This window comes from Actinokineospora sp. UV203, assembly GCF_056323665.1.
Genome location: NZ_CM150484.1, coordinates 4669782 through 4684969 on the forward strand (window position 1 = coordinate 4669782; position 15188 = coordinate 4684969).

The window sequence follows — 15188 nt, forward strand, 5'->3', positions numbered from 1 at the left end:
ACCGGAGCGGTCGCGTCGCGCTCGGGCGAGGGCCATGACGAATGCGAACAGCAACGTAGTGGCTACTCAACGGAAGGACTAGGGGCTGTGGCGTAGGTCATGAGCCACCTAGGGACGGTGCACTCAGTCGGTCTATCACCGTCTCACGAAGGGGCGGTCCCAGCAGGCAGGGGTTTGCGCCAGTCGGAGCATTTACGCAGGTAGTGCTCCCTGTCCCGAGGACGATCACCGCGCCGGTATATCGTCGCCCGGTGACGGAAGACGAGCGCAAGCGCGAAGCCCCGATCATGCCCACCGCCGACGAGGCGTTCCTGGCGGGCGAGGATCGCGCGGACGCCCCTGGGGTCGTGCGGGCCGCGTTCTGGGTGTGGGTCGCCGCTGGGGTCGTCGGGGTGCTCGGCGCGTTCAGCTTCTTCTTCCTGCGCTCCAAGATCGTCGAGGAGACCCTGCGCCAGCGGCCTGGGCAGAACAAGGCCGAACTCGAACAGATCGCCACCGGACTGTCGTGGTGGCTGGTGCTGGGTTCGCTGATGTTCCTCGGCTTCTTCGTCCTCCTCGCCTACAAAGCGCGCGGCGGCACCCGTAAAGCCCGCACGCTGCTGGTCGTCGTCGGTGTCTTCGCCGCGCTGTTCCAGTACTCCGTGGGCCGTGTCGGCATCCTGGGGCTGTTCAGCACCCTGCTGATCGTCGTGGCGCTCGGCATGATGTTCATGCCCGCGGCGCGGAAGTTCTTCGCGGTCAGCGACGAGCGGTGAGCGAGGACGTCGACGGGCCGGTGCTCTACGCCGAGCCCGGTTCGACTTGGTGGCCGGTCCTCTGGGGCCCGGTGTTCGCGGCCACCGGCGCGGTCGTCGAAGTGGTCACCGGCCCGGTGCACTGGCTCGCGTGGCTGGTCCTCGCGGTCGTGCTCGCTGCGATGACCGCGGGCTGGGTCAACGCCCGCCGCCGGGTCTGCTCCCTGTCGCTCACCGAGCGAACCCTGCGCCAAGGCCAGGAAATCCTCCCCGTCGACCGGATCGTCGCCGTGATCGACGACGAGGACGCGCTGGGCAGGCCATTGGGCGGCGGCCTGACCGCCCCGCGCAAGACCTATGAGATCCCACTCGAACTCGACGACGGCACCACTGTCCTGGCCTGGGCCCGCGACGGGGCGGCGCTGCGGGCGGCGCTGACTCCGCTGGTCGGAGCAACTCCGCCAATCTGAGGTGCGCGCGCGGCCGGGCCGGAATAGTTTCGACCGATGACGAGTAACTATCCGAATTACCCGAACTACTCCTCCTCGGAACCGGAGCCGGTCGCACCCGTTCGGCCCAAGCCGGTCGACACCTCCTTCATGCTGTGGATCGCCAACGCGGCCATCGGGTTGCTCGGGTTCCTCGTGACCGTGTCGGTCGGCCGGGAAGCCACCCGGACCCAGATCATCGATCAGCTCAGGGCGCAGGGCGACACGTTCAGCGAGTCGCAGGTCGACAGCCTGGTCACCGCGGGCATCGTCTTCGCCGGAGTCATCGCGGCGGTGTTCTTCGGCCTGTACCTGCTGTTCGCGTTCAAGATGCGCGCGGGCCGCAACTGGGCCCGGATCACCCTGGCGATCCTCGGTGGCCTCGGCCTGGTGTTCGGCCTGATCGGGCTCATGCAGGGCACCGGGGGTGCCATCGCGACGATCGTGTCCGTGCTGCAGATCGCACTGATCGCCGGCGCCATCTACTTCATGTACACCAAGGAAGCGAGCGCCTACTTCGACACGGCCAAGCGCAGGCCGTGACGAAGACTGAGTAACACGCCGAAGGGTCGCGGGGACTTACCTCGCGTGAGTCTCCCGCCCCTTCAGCGTCCCCGTGCGGTCGACGGCGCCTTCGCCTGCGCGGTGGCCGGATCCGCGCTCGCCGCGGTCCTGCTCGGCGTCGCCGACCGCACGATCAGCTATCTGGGCATGGGCGCGGCGGTCGCCGCCGTCGCGTCCCTAGTCCTCGCGTTCCCGATGCGCACCGGGCGGTGGTGGGCCCGCGTCGGGTTGTTCGTCAGCGCCCTCTTCGGCGTCCTGTGCGCCCCAGCCGTGGCCAACGCCGTGGGTGCGGCCGTGGCTCCAGTGCTCGGCGGGGTGCTGGTGGCGGCCTGGGCTGTCGTCATCGCCCTGCTCGCCCGCGCCGATGTCCGCGATTACGTCCTGGTGTGTGACATGAGAGGCTGACCGGGTGACCGCCTCCGACCCGACCGTCACCGACGACGAGTCCGACCTGACCTGGCCCGTCCGCGAGGGCGCGGTGCACGAGCCGCGCCGGGCCGTGTGGGCCCTGGCCGAGGTCGTCGTCGCCGCGCTCCTGCTGTGGCTCGCGGTCTGGCTGTGGGGCGAAGGGGTCGACACCGTCGGCGGCGTGCGCGACCGACCGGACCTGTCCATCGTCCGGTACCAGGGCGGCTGGATCGGTGCGTCCGTCGCCGTCGGTACCCTGGCCCTGATCTTCGTGCTCGACGCGCTGCGCCAGCTGATCCTGGCCGTCCGCTCCCGCTCGAAGTGATCCTCGCGCCGTTTGAAACACTGACGGGGTGACTTCCGAGGTCAGCCAGGCACACGTCAGCAGCTCCGCCGCGCTCTTCGACCGGGCGAAGGCGGTGATTCCGGGCGGGGTCAACTCACCGGTCCGCGCGTTCAACGCGGTCGGCGGCACCCCGCGGTTCATGGTCAGCGGTGCGGGCCCGTACCTCGTGGACGCCGACGACAACCGCTATGTCGACCTGGTCTGCTCCTGGGGTCCGATGATCCTGGGCCACGCGCACCCGGCCGTCGTCGACGCCGTGCGCGCGGCCGCGGGCAATGGGCTCTCGTTCGGCACGCCGACGGCCGGGGAGATCGACCTCGCCGAGGAGATCATCGGCCGGGTCGCGCCGGTCGAGCAGGTGCGGCTGGTCAACTCCGGCACCGAGGCCACGATGAGCGCGATCCGCCTGGCCCGCGGCTTCACCGGCCGCAGCCGGATCGTCAAGTTCGCAGGCTGCTACCACGGCCACGTCGACGCGCTGCTCGCCGAAGCGGGCTCCGGCGTCGCCACGCTCGGGCTGCCCACCACGCCCGGTGTCACCGGCGCGCAAGCCGAGGACACCATCGTCCTGCCCTACAACGACCTCGACGCGGTCCGCGCGACGTTCGCCGAGCACGGCCCGACGATCGCGGCGGTGATCACCGAGGCCGCCGCGGGCAACATGGGCGCCATCGCCCCGGTCGCCGGGTTCAACGCCGGCCTGCGTGAGATCACCCGCGAGCACGGCGCGCTGCTGGTGATGGACGAGGTGATGACCGGCTTCCGCGTCTCGGCGGCGGGCTGGTTCGGCCTCGAAGGCGTCGCGGGCGACCTCTACACGTTCGGCAAGGTCATGTCCGGCGGGCTGCCCGCCGCGGCGTTCGGCGGCCGCGCCGACATCATGGCCGCGCTCGCCCCCTCCGGCCCGGTCTACCAGGCGGGAACGCTGTCCGGGAACCCCGTCGCCGTCGCGGCGGGCCTCGCGACCCTGCGCGCCGCGGACGCGGATGTGTACAAGGCGCTCGACGCGAACGCGGCCCGACTCGGCGCGCTGTTCACCGAGACCCTGACCAAGGCGAGCGTCCCGCACCGCGTCCAGTTCGCGGGCAACCTGGTGAGCGTCTTCTTCACCGAGGATGAGGTCACCGACTACGCGGGCGCCAAGGCCGCGCAGACCTGGCGCTTCCCGGCGTTCTTCCACGCCCTGCTCGACCACGGCGTGTACGCCCCGCCCAGCGCGTTCGAGGCGTGGTTCGTCAGCGCCGCCCTCGACGACGCGGCGTTCACCGAGATCGCCGCCGCCCTTCCCCACGCGGCCGCGGCCGCCGCCGCCGCCGAGGAGCCCTCATGAGCAAGACCATCGTCCACTTGTTACGGCACGGTGAGGTCCACAACCCGACCGGCATCCTCTACGGCCGCATCCCGGGCTTCCGCCTCTCCGCCACCGGTGAGCGCCAGGCGCTGACCGTCGCGGAGTACTTGCGGGAGAACGACATCGTGCACATCGTCGCCTCGCCGCTCGACCGCGCCCAGCAGACCGCCACGCCGATCGCGGCGTCGCACCGGCTCGAACTGGCCACCGACGACCGGCTGATCGAGTCCGCGAACGTCTTCCAGGGCCAGCGCGTCTCGGTCGGCGACGGCGCGCTGAAGTCGCCGAAGAACTGGCCGCACCTGCGCAACCCGTTCACGCCGTCCTGGGGCGAGCCGTACTTGCAGATCGCCCACCGGATGCTCGCCGCGGCCTACCGCGCCCGCGAGGTCGCCGACGGCCACGAGGCCGTGTGCGTGTCGCACCAGCTGCCGGTGTGGACGCTGCGGCGCTACCTGGAGGGCAAGCGGCTGTGGCACAACCCGGCCAAGCGGGAGTGCTCGCTGGCCTCCCTGACCAGCCTGGTCTTCGACGACGAACAGCTCATCGACATCCGCTACGCGGAACCGGTCGGCGTGAGCGACCCGAAGGCGACCGGCGCATGAGAGCGCTGGTCATCGGTCTCGCCGCGCTCCTGGCCTTGGCCGGTTGCACGACTGGCAAGGACGCGGTGTCCTCGGGATCGGAGTTCGTCTTCGTCTCCCCGAACGGAAAAACCGAGATCCGCTACGACGGCGCGGACCGCAAAGTGCTGCCGGAGGTCTCGGGCCCGGACCTGATGGACGAGTCCAAGCAGCTCAAGCTGAGCGACTACCGAGGCAAGGTCGTAGTCCTCAACGTGTGGGGCCAGTGGTGCGGCCCCTGCCGCGCCGAAGCCCCGGAACTGCAGCGGTTGCAGGACGACTACGCGGCCAAGGGCGTCCAGGTCCTGGGCATCGACGTCCGCGAACCGGGCCGCTCGGAGGCCCAGGACTTCATGCGGGACCGCAAGATCACGTACCCGTCGATCTTCGACCAGGGCGGCCGCAGCCTCCTGGCCCTCAAGGGCTACCCGCGCGCCGTGGTCCCCGCGACCTTCGTGATCGACAAACAGGGCCGAGTCGCCGCCGCCTACATGCGCGAACTCCTCGCCACCGACCTCACCCCCGTCCTCGACGAACTAATCAACGAATAACCGCGAGTCGCCCGTTCAGAACACTGAGTTCCCCGTTCACGACACTGAGTTCGACGTTCGCGCGCCACCGATGTGAGCCGGACCGCTTACGCAAGCACCGCGCGAACGCTCTCAGCGACCACTCCTTACCCTGATCGGGTGGACCCCACCGAGCTCGCCACGTCCGGCCCGCTGCTGCTGGCCGCCGCTGTCGCGCTGCTCGCCGGGATGGTCTCGTTCGCCTCCCCCTGCGTGGTCCCGCTCGTTCCCGGCTACCTCGCCTACCTGGCCGCCCTGGTCGGCGCCGAAGCCCCCGCCGTCACCACCGACGAGGGACGCAAACAGGGCCGCTACCGGGTTCTGGGCGCGGTGGCCCTCTTCGTCCTCGGCTTCACCATCGTCTTCGCCGCCACCGTCGGCAGCCTGGTCTGGCTCGCCGACGCCCTGCTGATCAACGAGTTGCTCCTGCAGCGCGTCGGCGGCGTGATCACCATCGCGATGGCGCTTGTCTTCATCGGCCTGGTCCCGGCCATGCAGAAGGACCTGCGCGTCCACAAAGTCCCGCGCATGGGCCTGGCAGGCGCCCCCATCCTCGGCGGCATCTTCGCCCTCGGCTGGACACCGTGCCTCGGCCCGACCCTGGCGGGCGTGCTGTCCATGGCCGCCGCCACCGGCGGAAACGCCGCCCGCGGCTACCTGCTGGTCTTCATCTACTGCATGGGCCTCGGCATCCCGTTCCTGCTCATCGCGCTCGGCCTGCGCTGGGCCGTGGGCGCCTCCGACTGGCTGCGCAGGCACGGCCGGACCATCCAGTTCGTCGGCGGCGGCCTGCTCCTGGTCGTCGGCATCCTGCTGGTGACCGGGCTGTGGGCCGAGGTGGTCGGCTGGATGCGGGTGGCGTTCATCAGCGACGTGAAGCTGCCACTGTGAGCCTCTCCTTCCTGCGCAACACCTGGCGCGGACTCACCTCCATGCGCACCGCGCTCATCCTGCTGTTCCTGCTCGCCCTCGCCGCGATGCCCGGGGCGCTCCTGCCGCAGCGCTCGCTCAACCCGCCGAACGTCGACACCTACATCGCCACGCACGGCTGGTGGGGACGCGCGCTCGACCGGATGCAGTTCTTCGACGTCTACGCCAGCGTCTGGTTCTCCGCGATCTACCTGATGCTGTTCGTCTCCCTGGTCGGCTGCCTGCTGCCGCGCACCCTGGAGTACGCCAAGCAGTTCACCGCCAAGCCGGTCCTGACCCCGCGCAACCTCAGCAGGCTGCCGCACCACGAGACCGTGACCCTCGACGGCTCGCCCGACGACATGATCGCCGCGGCCCGGACGCGGCTGCGCGGGTGGCGGCTGGTCGAGCGCGAAGAGGCCGACGGCGTCCGCAGCGTCAGCGCCGAACGCGGCTACAGCCGCGAAGCGGGCAACCTTGTCTTCCACTTCGCCATGCTCGGCCTGATAGTGACGCTCGCGCTGGGCAAGATGGTCAACTACGAGGGCCAGGTCATCGTGCTGGCCAACGGCTCCGAGTTCTGCAACTCGGGCACCCTCAACTACGACTCGTTCCGCCCCGGCCTGCGTGTCGACGGCACCGACCTGAGCCCGTTCTGCGTGCGGGTCAACAAGTTCGACGCCGAGTACCTGCCCAACGGCCAGGCCGACACGTTCCGCGCCAAGATCGACTACCAGGCGGGCGACGACCTCACGGCCAACACCTGGCGGCCCTACGACCTGGAGGTCAACTCGCCGCTGCGCACGGCGGGCGACCGGGTCTACCTGCTCGGCCACGGCTACGCCCCGACGTTCACCGTCACCTTCCCGAACGGCGAGTCCCGCACCCAGACCGTGCAGTGGCGCCCGGTCGACAACCTGACCCTGCTGTCCGAGGGCGCCACCAAGTTCGACCCGCCCGGCGTGACCGACTCCGCCGAGCGCCGCACCAAGCAGATCGCCGTCACCGGCCTGTTCGCGCCGACCGCCCTGATGCACGACAAGATCCTCACCTCCGGCTTCCCCGACCTGACCGACCCGGCCGCCGCGGTCGACGTCATGCGCGGCGACCTGGGCATCGACTCCGGGCGCGGCCAGTCGATCTTCGAGATCGACCGCTCCCTGGTCGACAGCGGCAGGCTCACCCGGGTCGCCCGGCAGAACCTCAAGCCGGGGGAGTCGATCAGCCTCGACGACGGCACCAAAGTCACCTTCGACGGTGTCGTGCGCTGGGTGTCGCTGCAGGTCTCGCACGACCCGACCCAGGTGTGGGTGCTGGTCAGCGCCATCCTGATGATCCTCGGGCTCGGCGCGTCGCTCACCGTGAAGCGCCGCAGGCTGTGGGTCCGTGCGGTGCCCGACGGCGAAGGTCGTACCGTGGTCCGCGTCGGTGGCCTGGCCCGCACCGACCAGGCGGGATACGGCGAGGAGTTCCACCGGATCGCCGCCGAGCTGCTCAGTCCCAGGAGGGATACCTGATGCCGGTCAACGACACGCTGTCGACCTACAGCGACTGGACGTTCGGCGCCGCGACGCTGGTCTACGTCATCGCGATGGTCTGCTACGCCGTCGAGCAGGCGTTCAACCGCGCGGCGAAGAAGTCCGAGCAGGCGGCCCTGGTCGGCGCTGGCGTGCCGACGTCGTATGGACTGATCGAGGAGACCCCCGCGCGGAGCAGGCCGGACCGGTTCGGCCGGATGGCCGTCGCCCTGACCGTCCTGGGCGCGGCGCTGCACCTCTCGGCGCTGGTCCTGCGCGGAGTCGCGACCGGGCGCGCCCCCTGGGGCAACATGTACGAGTACGGCATGGCCGTCACCCTGGTCGCGGTGGTGAGCTGGCTGGTGCTGATGCGCAAGTTCGAGGTGCGCAGGCTCGGTGTCTTCGTGCTCACGCCGATCGTGATCCTGATGTTCCTCGGCGGCACCGTGCTCTACACGGAGGCCGCCCCCGTGCAGCCCGCGCTGCGGTCGTACTGGCTGGTCATCCACGTCGCCGCGGCCATCGTGTCCAGCGGCCTGTTCCTGATCCCGGGCGTGGTCAGCCTGCTCTACCTGGTCAAGGCGAGCCACGACGCCAACCCGGCGAAGTTCACCCGTTTCGGGCCGAAACTGCCGGACGCGGACGTCCTCGACCGCCTCGCGTACCGCACCACCATCTTCGCGTTCCCGATCTACACCTTCGGCATCATCTGCGGCGCGATCTGGGCCGAGGCGGCCTGGGGCCGGTTCTGGGGATGGGACCCGAAGGAGACCGTCGCGTTCGTCGCCTGGGTCGTCTACGCGGGGTATTTGCACTCCCGGGCCACCGCGGGCTGGCGCGGAAAGCGGGCCGCGGTCATCAACTCGGTCGGCTTCGGGATGGTCGTGTTCAACCTGTTCTTCATCAACCTGGTGATCGCCGGACTGCACTCCTACGCGTAGTGCCCCTCACCTGCGGTTGCTCGTGCGAAGTGCGTTACCGTCGACACGGAGAACGGGGATTTTCCGCTGTCGGGTGCAGGAGGAGTCGCACGGGTGACTGGACGCCGAGAAGAGTCGGACCTGGCCTGGCGGCCGCCGAACAACGGTCCTGAGACCCAGGGCGACGGGCACGACTTCGGCCCGTCCGCGGACCGGGGCGCGAGCCATTTGGACGAGGACGCCGCGACGGACTCGACCGGCCACCCGGAGGCGTCGTCCGCCACCGGTCCGAGCCAGTCGGGCCCCCACCAGGTGAACCCGAGTCAGTCGGGTCGGCACCAGGTGAGCGCGAGCCAGTCCGGTCCGCACCAGGTCAACCCCGGTCAGTCCGGTCCGCACCAGGTGAACCCGAACCAGTCGGGCCCCCACCAGGTGAACCCGAGTCAGTCGGGTCGGCACCAGGTGAGCGCGAGCCAGTCCGGCCCCCACCAGGTCAACCCCGGTCAGTCCGGTCCGCACCACGTGAACCCGAACCAGTCGGGCCCCCACAACGTGAACCCGAGCCAATCCGGTCCGCACCTCGTGAACCCCGGACAGTCCGGCCCGAACCAGATGGGCCAGCCCTACCCGCAGGGCCAGCCATACGGCTACCCGCAGGCGGGCAGGCCGCAGGACGGTGGCCACGGCCACGACCTGTCCTCCGCCCGCCTGATCAAGCAGACCAAGCGCGCGCCGCAGTCCGGTTGGCGCAAGGCGGTCTTCGTGGCCAGCGGCCACCTGATCAACCCGGGTGAGAGCCCGACGGACGTGCGCAGGCGTGAGCTCATCGGCCGGGTCAACCAGCCGCTGCGCGGGTGCTACAAGATCGCCATGCTCAGCCTCAAGGGCGGCGTCGGCAAGACCACCACGACGACCACGCTCGGCTCGACGTTCTCGTCGCTGCGTGGCGACCGGGTCATCGCGGTGGACGCCAACCCCGACCGCGGCACCCTGAGTCAGAAGATCCCGCTGGAGACCACCGCGACCGTCCGCCACCTGCTGCGCGACGCCGACCGGATCCGCCGCTACAGCGACATCCGCGCCTACACCTCCCAAGGCCCGTCGCGCCTTGAGGTGCTGGCCAGCGAGCAGGACCCGGCGGTGTCGGAGGCGTTCAGCGAGCAGGACTACCGGCGCACGGTCACCCTGCTGGAACACTTTTACAACATCGTCCTGACCGACTGCGGCACCGGCCTGATGCACTCGGCGATGAAGGGTGTCCTCGACATCGCGGACTCGCTGGTGATCGTCTCGTCCGGTTCGGTGGACGGCGCCCGCAGCGCCTCGGCCACCCTGGACTGGCTCGACGCCCACGGCTACCGCGACCTGGTCTCCCGCTCCGTCGCGGTGATCAACTCAGTGCGCCCGAAGTCGGGCTCGGTCGACCTGGACAAGCTGGCCCAGCACTTCGGGTCCCGCTGCCGCGCGGTGTGCCGCATCCCGTTCGACCCGCACCTGGAAGAGGGCGCCGAGATCGAACTGGACCGCCTGGCCCCCGAAACCCGCCTCGCCCTCCTCGAAATGGCCGCCACCGTAGCCGACGACTTCCCCCGCTAACCGCGAGTCGCCCCGCCAGGCAAGTGAGTCGCCCCCTCAGGCAACTGAATTCAACATTCGCGCAGCACAAGTGCCCGACAACCAGTCCATCGGTTGCCGGGCACTATGCGCGAATGTCGAACTCACTTGCCCGAGGGGGCGACTCATTTGCCTGAGGGGGCGACTCGCGGTTAGGCGGGTGGGTCTTCTTCGGGGCGCTTGCGGGTTTTCTCGCCGAGTTTGCGGAGGAAGTCGGGGTCGTCGTCGGGGGCGATCGCGGTGCGTGTCGTGGTGGCCTCGGCCGCGCGCGGGCCGAAGGCCTTCCACATCAGCACCGCGATGGTGATCGCACTGACAGCGGCCAGCAGGTAAGTCATTGAGGCACCTCCGAAAGCCTAGAACACGAGGTTAGCCCGTTTGTCCGGATTTTGGGGACGCGCGGTCACGCGTGCTCCGTCGCCTCGGTGGTGAGCTCGGCCAGCAGCGCCTGGACTTCGGTCTCCCGGAACCGGCGGTGTCCGCCGGGTGTGCGGATGGACCCGATGCGGCCCGCCGTGGCCCACCGGGTGACGGTCTTGGGGTCGACCCGGAACAGGGCCGCCACTTCCCCCGGGGTGAGCAGGCGTTCCCCCACGTGGCCAACGGTCACCTTCGCCGCCTCCTTGATAGTCGACCAAACGGGATCATCGTGGCATCTCGCCCGTCGGGTACTCGAACGGTTGGGTGATGGTAAAGAGGTAGTAAGGGACAAAACGGCCGGTTCGGACACGCGCGGGCGGCATCGTAGGCTTTCGCCGTGGACACTGTCGATCGCCGAATCATCGCGGCCCTGCGCACCAACGGCCGCGTCACCTACGCCGATCTCGGCAGGCAGGTGGGCCTGTCCGCGTCGGCGGTGCACGAGCGGGTCGGCAAACTGGAGTCCGCGGGCGTGATCACCGGCTACCACGCCATGGTCGACCCGCGCGCCGTCGGACTCGACGTCACCGCGCTGGTCTCGATCCACCCGACCGACACCGCCGACGACGAGGATGTCGCCGACGCCCTGGCCGAGCTGAACGAGGTCGAGTCCTGTTACCGGGTCGCGGGCGACGAGTCCTTCGTGGTCAAGGTCCGCGTGGCTACTGTGGACGACCTGGAGCGGTCGCTGAGCAGGCTGCGCCGGATAAAGGGTGTCGCGCGCACCAGGTCGACCGTGGTGCTGTCGACCCGGTTCGAGGGCAGGCCGAACACCGTCGACGAGGAACGGAGCGCCCATGCCGAGTAACGTCCAGCCCGTGCAGGACAAGCCCGGCGCGCACCTGGGGCGCGACATCGCTCTCTACACGCTCGCGCGGATCGCCCTGGTCGGCGCCGTGACGGGGATCCTGGTGTTTTTCGACCTCCCGCTGCTGGTCTCGGTGGCCATCGCGGTGGTCGTCGGGTTCCCGCTGGGCATGCTGCTGTTCCGAAGCCTCAACGACCGGGTCACCGCGGGCCTCGCTGACCGCTACGCAGAACGCGACCGCCTCCGGGCGGAGCTGCGCGGCGAAGAACCGGATGAGGACTGAGATGGACACCGCCGCGAAAGTCATGGTCGGGCTGGTCGGCCTGATCCACGTCTACATCCTCGTGTTGGAGATGTTCCTCTGGAACACTTCGTTCGGCCGCCGGGCGTTCGGGACCTCGCACGAGTTCGCCGCCGAGACCGCCATGCTGGCGGGCAACCAGGGGCTCTACAACGGCTTCCTGGCCGCGGGCCTGTTCTACGGCCTGGCCGCGGGTTCGCTGTCGTTCCAGGTGTTCTTCCTGATCTGCGTGATGATCGCCGGCCTCTACGGCGCCGCGACGGTGTCGTTCCGCATCCTGTTCGTCCAGACGGTGCCCGCGGCGATCGCGCTGGTGCTCGTCCTGCTCGCGCGATGACCGCCGTCGACCGGTGCAGCGCCAAGACCCGGGACTGGGTCTGCCGGTCCATCAAGATCATCGAGGCGGACGCGAACCGCAGCGCCGACACGCACCTGCTGCCCTTCCCGCTGCCGCTGGAGTGGAACGTCCAGCTCTACCTCAAGGACGAGTCGACCCACCCGACCGGCTCGCTCAAGCACCGCCTGGCCCGCTCGCTGTTCCTCTACGCCCTGTGCAACGGCTGGATCGTCGACGGCACCCCGGTCATCGAGGCCTCCTCGGGCTCGACGGCGGTGTCGGAGGCGTACTTCGCCCGGATGCTGGGCCTGCCGTTCATCGCGGTCATGCCGCGCACGACCAGTCGTGAGAAGATCGCGCTGATCGAGCGCCAGGGCGGCCGCTGCCACTTCGTCGACGAGCCCGGCCAGATCTACGCCGAGTCGCGCAAGCTGGCCGACGAGCTCGGTGGCCACTACATCGACCAGTTCACCCACGCCGAGCGGGCCACGGATTGGCGCGGCAACAACAACATCGCCGAGTCGATCTTCGAGCAGATGGCGAAGGAGCCGAACGCGGAGCCCGCGTGGGTCGTGGTCGGCGCGGGCACCGGCGGCACCAGCGCGACCATCGGCCGCTTCATCCGCTATCGCGCCCTCGACACCCGGCTGGCCGTCGTCGACCCGGAGAACTCGGTGTTCTTCGACGCCTGGCGCGACACCGAGCCGGACCTGACCGGCAGCCGCGGCTCGCGCATCGAGGGCATCGGCAGGCCGCGGGTCGAGCCGTCGTTCCTCGGCCAGGTCATCGACCGGATGATCAAGGTGCCGGACGCGGCGTCGATCGCGGTCATCCGGGTCGTCGAGGAGCTGATCGGCCGCCGTGCGGGCGGGTCGACCGGGACGAACCTGTGGGGCGCGTTCCAGATCATCGCCGAACTCCGGGCGGCCGGGGTGTCCGGCAGCGTGGTCACCCTGCTGTGCGACGGCGGCGAGCGCTACTCGCACACCTACTACGACGACTCCTGGGTCGCCGCCCAAGGTCTCGATATCGAGCCGTACCAGGAGTTCGTGCGGCACTTCCTGGCCACCGGCGAGTGGCATGAGGACAGGCTCCCGACAATTCGCAACTGAAAAGCCCTGACACCCGGTGGGAACCGACGTCCCAAGGCGGCCGTCAACCCTGGCATACACGGGACATGTCAGGAGCACCCACCGATGGGCGAACAGTTCAGGGTCGAGCCGGAGCAGCTGCGCGGCTATGCGGGTCTGCTCGACCGCAACGCGGGCCACTTCAAGACGATCGAGGACCACGCTCGGAGCCAGGGCGGCGACACCAGCGGCTTCACCGGCCTGCTGAGCCTGCTGGTTCCGGTGGTCGACGGCGTCGTCGGCCTCTACGGTGAGACGCTCCAGTTCGCCAACGAGAAGCTGGGCAACGTCAAGGTCTCGCTGGAAAGCGCCGCCGCCGCGTATGAGACGGCCGACCGCACGTCGTGCGGCCGATTGACCACTGTGGACACTCAGCGGTCCGCCGCGGCCAGTGGCGTCCCGACGGTGGGTGCGCGATGAGCTACGACGACACCGTCGACCCGGCCGTCGCGCTGAACAACGCCGAGACCATCGCGGGTGGCCTGAAGGTCGAAGACGCGATCCGCGACGCGGGCGCGCAGGTCCAGGTCGTCAACTGGATCTGGGAGCAGGTCGTCGGCGACGACCTCGTCAGCTCGATCATCACGCCGATCACCGGTGACTTCGAGAAGATCTCCGCCACCGGCAAGCAGTGGGAGAACATCTCCGAGGCCCTCCAGTCCGTTCGGGACAACCTCAACACCGGTCTCGACGAGCTCGACCCGCACTGGGACGGCGCCGCCGCGCGGAAGTTCGAGCTGCTGATCCGTACCGTGTGGACGGTCGGCATCGAGGCCGACGCGCAGGCCGCCAAGCTCGTCGGCACCGCGTTCGAGAAGGTCGCCGAGGCCTCGAAGAAGGCCTGCGACCTCGCGCTCAAGCTGATCAAGAAGCTGGTCAACAAGCTGATCGAGGCGATCGCGCTGATCCCGATCCCGATCGTCGGGTGGGCCCGCGCGGTCAAGATGGTCATCGACGCCATCGAGATCTACAACGCGGTCATGCAGATCATCCGCGGCATCGAGCAGATCATCGAGGGCTGCCAGGCGGTCGTCAGCGGTGTCCGCGACCTCGGCTCGGCGTTGATGAAGATCAAAGACGTCCGTAACCTGAACGACGCCATCAACTCGGCCAACGACGTCTCCGACGCCAAGGGCGACATCAGCGACGGCGCGGCCTCGGTCGGCGCGGGCGCGAACCGCCCGGACCCGTCGACCCAGAACCGGCAGGGAACACCGCAGCCCATCGGAGGAGCGCGATGAACGACGACTGGAAGAGCGTCCGGCTCCGCGAGGCCGAGGCGAGCCTCGACGTCGCGCTGGCGACGCTCGACGCCAAGCTCGCCAGTGTCGAGAAGCAGTTCGCGGACAAGCCGCAGGACGGCCTCACCGACGAGGACATCAAGGCGATCTCCGAGCACGCCCGCGGCGCCGACGCGCCCAAGGCGCTGCGCGACCTGCAGGCCCGGATCGACGCGGGCGAGCTGACCTGGCGCGACATCACCAGCGGCCGGGCGGCGGGGGAGCCGGGTGTGCGCGAGGCGCTGGAGTCCGGTCTGCCGCAGCTGCGGCAGGCATACGCGCTGTTGGAGGAAGGCCACTCCGCCGACGAGGTCATCGGGGCGGGCCGTTCGCGGTCTGGTCGTTCGGACGGCGGCGGTGCTGGTGATGGCATCGTGCTCCGCGAAGACGCCTGGTGAAGCGGGCACTGGCGCTGGCGGGGGCGCTGTTGGCGCTCTACGCGGTGGTCTACGCCATCGGCGCGTTCAGCGGCACGTACGTGTCCGGCACCGTCCGCGACCCGGCGATCTACCAGTGGAGCGGCGACACGGTCGCCGTGCAGCGCAAGGCCGGTGCGCGCGGCTGCACGGTCACGCCCGACGGCGGCGCCGAGGAGGCCATGGAGATCGGATCGAGCAAAGGCGCGTTCGGCGCGGTGACCGAGTTGCGCCCGTGGTTCCCGGGCGGCGCGGTGATCAAGTGTCAGGGCGGTCTGACGGTGTGGACTGGATGGGCCGCCGACCTGCGGCTGATCACCCGGCATCCGCTGTTCTTCACCGGCGCGACACTTCTCGTCACCGTTCCCATTCTTTTGATGGTAATTCGTAGAAGGCGGAATCAGCCTGCGCGCAACCCCTAAACGGCGGGAGTGGACAGTAATCCCGGTCACT

22 protein-coding genes are annotated in these 15188 nt (G+C 69.4%); 20 read left to right on the forward strand and 2 right to left on the reverse strand.

Annotated elements, in window-relative coordinates:
• Window positions 1-251: 251 nt before the first annotated feature.
• The 12 genes from ACUZ2Y_RS22350 to ACUZ2Y_RS22405 all read left to right on the forward strand — a co-directional run bounded on the left by ACUZ2Y_RS22350 (window position 252) and on the right by ACUZ2Y_RS22405 (window position 10025).
• Window positions 252-755: a hypothetical protein gene (locus ACUZ2Y_RS22350; RefSeq protein ID WP_476321904.1), complete on the forward strand. Its 504-nt coding sequence runs from the start codon at window positions 252-254 to the stop codon at window positions 753-755.
• Entirely contained in the window at window positions 752-1204 is a 453-nt protein-coding gene (locus ACUZ2Y_RS22355; RefSeq protein ID WP_476321906.1) for a hypothetical protein, read from the forward strand. The genes ACUZ2Y_RS22350 and ACUZ2Y_RS22355 overlap by 4 nt, the downstream gene beginning before the upstream one ends.
• 36 nt (window positions 1205-1240) lie before the next feature.
• Window positions 1241-1765 (forward strand): hypothetical protein, encoded by a 525-nt coding sequence (locus ACUZ2Y_RS22360; RefSeq protein WP_476321908.1) that lies wholly within the window; start codon window positions 1241-1243, stop codon window positions 1763-1765.
• Window positions 1766-1810: 45 nt separating this feature from the next.
• Window positions 1811-2191: a hypothetical protein gene (locus tag ACUZ2Y_RS22365; RefSeq protein ID WP_476321910.1), complete on the forward strand. Its 381-nt coding sequence runs from the start codon at window positions 1811-1813 to the stop codon at window positions 2189-2191.
• 4 nt (window positions 2192-2195) lie between these two features.
• Window positions 2196-2519: a hypothetical protein gene (locus ACUZ2Y_RS22370; protein WP_476321912.1), complete on the forward strand. Its 324-nt coding sequence runs from the start codon at window positions 2196-2198 to the stop codon at window positions 2517-2519.
• Window positions 2520-2547: 28 nt separating this feature from the next.
• Window positions 2548-3870 (forward strand): glutamate-1-semialdehyde 2,1-aminomutase, encoded by a 1323-nt coding sequence (gene hemL / locus ACUZ2Y_RS22375; protein WP_476321914.1) that lies wholly within the window; start codon window positions 2548-2550, stop codon window positions 3868-3870.
• Entirely contained in the window at window positions 3867-4496 is a 630-nt protein-coding gene (locus ACUZ2Y_RS22380) for a histidine phosphatase family protein (RefSeq protein ID WP_476321916.1), read from the forward strand. The genes hemL and ACUZ2Y_RS22380 overlap by 4 nt, the downstream gene beginning before the upstream one ends.
• A complete protein-coding gene (locus tag ACUZ2Y_RS22385) occupies window positions 4493-5065 on the forward strand; it encodes a TlpA disulfide reductase family protein (RefSeq protein WP_476321918.1) in 573 nt (190 codons plus the stop codon). Before ACUZ2Y_RS22380 ends, ACUZ2Y_RS22385 begins: the two co-directional genes overlap by 4 nt.
• A 138-nt stretch (window positions 5066-5203) precedes the next feature.
• On the forward strand, window positions 5204-5974 hold the full coding sequence (locus ACUZ2Y_RS22390) for a cytochrome c biogenesis CcdA family protein (RefSeq protein ID WP_476321920.1): 771 nt from the start codon (window positions 5204-5206) through the stop codon (window positions 5972-5974).
• 41 nt (window positions 5975-6015) lie between these two features.
• Window positions 6016-7509 (forward strand): cytochrome c biogenesis protein ResB, encoded by a 1494-nt coding sequence (gene resB / locus ACUZ2Y_RS22395; protein WP_476332008.1) that lies wholly within the window; start codon window positions 6016-6018, stop codon window positions 7507-7509.
• The gene (gene ccsB / locus ACUZ2Y_RS22400; RefSeq protein ID WP_476321922.1) at window positions 7509-8450 is read left to right on the forward strand and encodes a c-type cytochrome biogenesis protein CcsB; all 942 of its coding nucleotides are present in this window, start codon (window positions 7509-7511) and stop codon (window positions 8448-8450) included. The genes resB and ccsB overlap by 1 nt, the downstream gene beginning before the upstream one ends.
• Before the next feature lie 93 nt (window positions 8451-8543).
• Window positions 8544-10025 (forward strand): MinD/ParA family ATP-binding protein, encoded by a 1482-nt coding sequence (locus ACUZ2Y_RS22405; RefSeq protein WP_476321924.1) that lies wholly within the window; start codon window positions 8544-8546, stop codon window positions 10023-10025.
• 170 nt (window positions 10026-10195) lie between these two features.
• Here ACUZ2Y_RS22405 and ACUZ2Y_RS22410 read toward each other — a convergent pair whose 3' ends face one another.
• Both ACUZ2Y_RS22410 and ACUZ2Y_RS22415 read right to left on the reverse strand, forming a co-directional pair.
• A complete protein-coding gene (locus ACUZ2Y_RS22410) occupies window positions 10196-10381 on the reverse strand; it encodes a hypothetical protein (protein ID WP_476321926.1) in 186 nt (61 codons plus the stop codon).
• Between the two features lie 65 nt (window positions 10382-10446).
• A complete protein-coding gene (locus ACUZ2Y_RS22415) occupies window positions 10447-10653 on the reverse strand; it encodes a BldC family transcriptional regulator (RefSeq protein WP_476321928.1) in 207 nt (68 codons plus the stop codon).
• A 147-nt stretch (window positions 10654-10800) separates the two neighbouring features.
• Between ACUZ2Y_RS22415 and ACUZ2Y_RS22420 the strand changes: the two genes are divergently transcribed.
• From ACUZ2Y_RS22420 to ACUZ2Y_RS22455, 8 genes are all read left to right on the forward strand, one after another.
• Complete coding sequence (locus tag ACUZ2Y_RS22420; protein WP_476321930.1) at window positions 10801-11271, forward strand: Lrp/AsnC family transcriptional regulator; 471 nt, start codon at window positions 10801-10803, stop codon at window positions 11269-11271.
• Window positions 11261-11554: a DUF4229 domain-containing protein gene (locus ACUZ2Y_RS22425; RefSeq protein ID WP_476321932.1), complete on the forward strand. Its 294-nt coding sequence runs from the start codon at window positions 11261-11263 to the stop codon at window positions 11552-11554. Before ACUZ2Y_RS22420 ends, ACUZ2Y_RS22425 begins: the two co-directional genes overlap by 11 nt.
• A 1-nt stretch (window position 11555) precedes the next feature.
• Window positions 11556-11909, forward strand: a complete 354-nt coding sequence (locus ACUZ2Y_RS22430) for a DUF1304 domain-containing protein (RefSeq protein WP_476332010.1) — start codon at window positions 11556-11558, stop codon at window positions 11907-11909.
• Complete coding sequence (gene cds1, locus ACUZ2Y_RS22435) at window positions 11906-13021, forward strand: L-cysteine desulfhydrase Cds1 (protein ID WP_476321934.1); 1116 nt, start codon at window positions 11906-11908, stop codon at window positions 13019-13021. The genes ACUZ2Y_RS22430 and cds1 overlap by 4 nt, the downstream gene beginning before the upstream one ends.
• 84 nt (window positions 13022-13105) lie before the next feature.
• Window positions 13106-13459 (forward strand): hypothetical protein, encoded by a 354-nt coding sequence (locus tag ACUZ2Y_RS22440; RefSeq protein ID WP_476321936.1) that lies wholly within the window; start codon window positions 13106-13108, stop codon window positions 13457-13459.
• Window positions 13456-14280, forward strand: coding sequence for a WXG100 family type VII secretion target (locus tag ACUZ2Y_RS22445; RefSeq protein ID WP_476321937.1), 825 nt, complete (start codon window positions 13456-13458; stop codon window positions 14278-14280). The genes ACUZ2Y_RS22440 and ACUZ2Y_RS22445 overlap by 4 nt, the downstream gene beginning before the upstream one ends.
• Window positions 14277-14717 (forward strand): hypothetical protein, encoded by a 441-nt coding sequence (locus ACUZ2Y_RS22450; RefSeq protein WP_476321939.1) that lies wholly within the window; start codon window positions 14277-14279, stop codon window positions 14715-14717. Before ACUZ2Y_RS22445 ends, ACUZ2Y_RS22450 begins: the two co-directional genes overlap by 4 nt.
• On the forward strand, window positions 14714-15157 hold the full coding sequence (locus ACUZ2Y_RS22455) for a hypothetical protein (protein ID WP_476321941.1): 444 nt from the start codon (window positions 14714-14716) through the stop codon (window positions 15155-15157). The genes ACUZ2Y_RS22450 and ACUZ2Y_RS22455 overlap by 4 nt, the downstream gene beginning before the upstream one ends.
• The last annotated feature ends 31 nt before the right edge of the window (window positions 15158-15188 follow it).